At 76.9% G+C, this 3781-nt stretch carries 2 protein-coding genes and 1 pseudogene; all 3 read left to right on the forward strand.

The window, feature by feature from the left end:
* Window positions 1-1362 (forward strand): DUF3152 domain-containing protein (locus G5C65_RS33230; protein WP_241266236.1); only part of this gene is annotated, 1362 nt, incomplete at its 5' end.
* Window positions 1363-1544: 182 nt separating this feature from the next.
* Window positions 1545-3395, forward strand: a complete 1851-nt coding sequence (locus tag G5C65_RS33235) for a DUF3492 domain-containing protein (RefSeq protein ID WP_165302784.1) — start codon at window positions 1545-1547, stop codon at window positions 3393-3395.
* Window positions 3392-3781: pseudogene (locus G5C65_RS33240) on the forward strand (hypothetical protein); the annotation flags it as partial. The gene G5C65_RS33235 and the pseudogene G5C65_RS33240, both read left to right, overlap by 4 nt.

Raw genomic sequence — 3781 nt, forward strand, 5'->3', positions numbered from 1 at the left:
CACGGCACCCCGCAGCCCGGTACGCCGCCGCATGGCGTGCCCAGGCCGGCCGCCGCCCCGCCCGCGCACGGCTCGCCCGCGTACGGAGGCGTGCCGGGCGCCATGGGGGCGCGCGGCGGCCACCCGGAGCGGAGCGAGCCCCGGGGCGGCCACCCGCCGGCCCGGGACGCCCGCGCGGCGGGACGCCCGCGCGGGCGTCCGGGAGCGCGGCGTGCGACGACGGGCCCCCGGCAGGAGTACCTGGACGCTTTCGACGACGCCTTCGACGACGCTTTCGACGACGTCTTCGCAGCCGGAGAGCCCCCGACGGCACAGGGCGCTCCCGGCGTCCCGCACGCCCCGCGCGGCCCCGGCGGCGCGCGGCCCACCGCGCAGCGCCGTCCGCAGGAGGCGCCGCCCGGCCCGCCGGGAGGTCGGCAGCCTCCCGGCGGCGGGCACGGTCGCGTTCCCGGCCCTGCCGGCGCTCCCGGAGAGCCGCGGCCGGACGAGCCGGACGCCCCGCTCGCGCCCATCGCGCCGCCGGCGAACAAGCGCCGCAGGCGGCGTGCGTACACCGGGATAGGCGCCGCGGCCGTGACGACGGTGCTGGCGTTCGTCGTCGCCGGGCAGGTCGCCACGGGCGACCACCGCAAGGGCGACGACGCGCGGAGCGGGCCGAAGACGGGACAGGGCTCGGACGACGCCGACTCCGGTGTCAAGGACGGGCGGAGCTCCCGGGACGGCGCGGCGGGCCGCTCCCCGGCTCCTGGCCGCACCGCGCCGTCGTACACCGAGCAGATGGCCGAGCGGTTCTCCCTGGCGGCCGACTTCAAGGGGCCCGGGACGTTCACGACCGTGGGCGGACACCAGAAGGGGCCGCGCGGCCGGCAGGTGGTGCGCTACCGCGTGGACGTCGAGAAGGAACTGCCGCTGGACGGTGAGCTGTTCGCCGAGGCCGTGCACCGGACTCTGAACGACAGGCGCAGCTGGGCGCACGGCGGGGAGCGCACCTTCGAGCGGGTGTCGTCCGGGAAGGCCGACTTCGTCATCACCCTGGCGAGCCCGGCCACGACGGACGTCTGGTGCGCCAAGTCCGGCCTGGACACCAGTCAGGATCACGTCTCCTGCGACGCGGCCACCACCCGGCGCGTCATGATCAATGCCTATCGGTGGGCGCGCGGCGCCAAGACCTTCGGCCCCGACCGGATGCACGGCTACCGCCAGATGCTCATCAACCACGAGGTCGGGCACCGGCTGGGCAAGGGTCATGTCACCTGTCCGAAGGACGGTGCGCCGGCGCCGGTCATGATGCAGCAGACCAAGTTCCTCACCACGGACGGCGCGACCTGCCGCCCGAACGCCTGGCCGTATCCGCGGGCGTGACCCCTCGTCGGGCGGCGAGAACGCCTGACCCCCGGGAAAGTCACGGGTGTTCACCCCTTCCGGTGGCGTGACGGACAACCGTCCATCACGCGGGCCGGGCACGCGCATAGCGTCTTCCGCGTCACGCCACCGGGCCACGCCCGGCCGGTGGCCCGCACGGAGGAACGATCGGGGGTGCGCGCGTGCGCGTTGCACTGCTTACGGAGGGTGGATATCCCTACGCGCGGGGTGAGTCGGTGGCGTGGTGCGACCGCCTGCTGCGCGGCCTGGACGGGCACGAGTTCGACGTCTACGCGCTGAGCCGGGGCGCCCGGCAGGAGGGCGCGGGCCGGCGCGAGCTCCCGCACAACGTCACCCGGGTGCGTACCGCACCGCTGTGGGGGGACGGCCGGGTCGGCGCGGATCCGGCGACGGGCGGTTCCGCACCGGCGTACGCCGCGTACGGGCGCCGGGAGCGCCGCCGCTTCCAGGAGCACTTCGCGGAGCTGGCCGCGACGGTCTGCGCGGCGGAGACGGAGGAGGGTGCCGAGCAGGCGGACCGTTTCGCCGCAGGGCTGTACGGGCTCGCCGAACTCGCGTCCGAGCGCGGCGGACTGTCGTGCGCCCTCCGGTCCGAGGCGGCCGTCCGCATCCTGGAGGCCGCCTGCCGGGCCCCCGGCGCGCTGCGCGCCGCGCACGCCGCGCAGGTCTCCGACCTGCTGGCCGTCACCGAGCGGCTGGAGCGCGCGCTGCGCCCGCTCTCCCTGGACTGGTACGGCACGCGCGGCACCGACCCCGGCATCTCCGCGGCCGACCTGTGCCACGCGGTGGGCGGCGGACTCGCGGCGCTCCCCGGCCTGCTGGCCAAGCGGGCGTTCGGGGTCCCCCTGCTGATCACCGAGTACGGGGTGCGGTTGCGCGAGCACTATCTGGCGAGCGCCGCGGGCGCCGTCGCACCGGTGGCCGCGGGCGCGCCCATACGTGCCCTGCTCGCATCCTTCCAGGGGCGGCTGGCCCGTGAGGCGTACGCCCAGGCACAGCTGATCACCCCGGGGAACGCACACGCCCGGCGCTGGCAGCGGCGCTGCGGCGCCCGCTCCGAGCAGTTGCGGACGGTCTACCCCGGCATGGACGCCACGCCCTTCGCCGCGGTCGGCGAGCGGGCCGTACGCGCCGAACAGGCCGTACGCGCGCTGCCGCCCGAGCAGGCCGCCGCACCGGAGCCCGAGCCGACCGTGGTGTGGGTCGGGCGGGTGGAACCGGCGAAGGACCTGATCAACCTGCTGCACGCCTTCGCCGAGATCCGCCGGGCCGTCCCCGCTGCCCGGCTGCGCCTGGTCGCTCTGAACGGCGGTTCGGAGGGCGGCCTGAACGGTGCACGGGGTGGTGGCCAGACGGACGCCGGTTACGCCTCCCGCTGCCGCGCGCTCGCGGCGCGGCTCGTCCCCGGCATGCCGCAGGGCGCCGCCGTCGGCCCGTCCGGCGGGGCCCCGCCGCCGGTCTCCTTCGAGGCCCTGGGCGGTCCGGGCGCGCCGGGCCTGGCTGAGGTGTACGCGGCGGGTGCCGTCGTCGTGCTGTCGAGCGCAGCGGAGGGCTTTCCGGTCTCCCTGGTCGAGGCGATGTTCTGCGGGCGGGCGACCGTCTCCACGGACGTCGGCGCGGTCTGCGAGGTGATCGGAGGCACGGGGCTGGTGGTGCCGCCGCGCAACCCGCGTGCGCTGGCGAACAGTTGCGTGGCGCTGCTGCGCGATCCGGCGCGGCGTGCCCGGCTGGGCGCCGCGGCCCGCGCACGGGCCCTGGAGTTGTTCACGGCCCAGCAGAACGTCGAGGCGTTCCGCGGCATCTACCTGGAGCTCATGTCGCACTGGCCCGCACCCGGCGGCGCCGGGGCCGTGCGGTGGAGCACCCCGCGCCCGTTCGCGCGCCCCGCCGAGTCCCATGTACCGGGCCGCTGGGCGGGGCCCGCCCGCCGGATCCCGGCCGCGTCCCCGAGCTGGGCGGAGAGCCCACCCGTGGGCGTCGGCGCCGAGGCGGGGGAGGGGGGCCCGAGATGAACGCTTCCGCCGATCCCGTACGCGGGCTGCTCCACCAACTCCACGACCTGTGCGCACACGCCGTCGACCCCTTGGAGATCGCTGCCGCTCTGGAGGCCCGGGGCCTCACGGACCGCGCGGCGGCACGCTTCCGGCACCGGGACGTGTTCTCACTGGCGGAGGAGCTCTACGCCCGGACCCCCCGCCCGGCCCTGAACACCGGCGGACCCTGCACGAGCGACCACACGGCGCGGCCGGGCGATGCCGACCGCCCGGTGGCGCCGCCGGCGCCCGGGGCTGCCGCCGGAGCGCGGGCGCGGCCCTCCGAACCGGCCGAGCCGACGGTCCTGCTGGAACTCCCGGCGGACGCCGGGCCCGTACGGTCGGCACCGGAGCTGGAACGAGAG

This window comes from Streptomyces boncukensis (genome assembly GCF_011045075.1).
Lineage (GTDB): Bacteria > Actinomycetota > Actinomycetes > Streptomycetales > Streptomycetaceae > Streptomyces > Streptomyces boncukensis.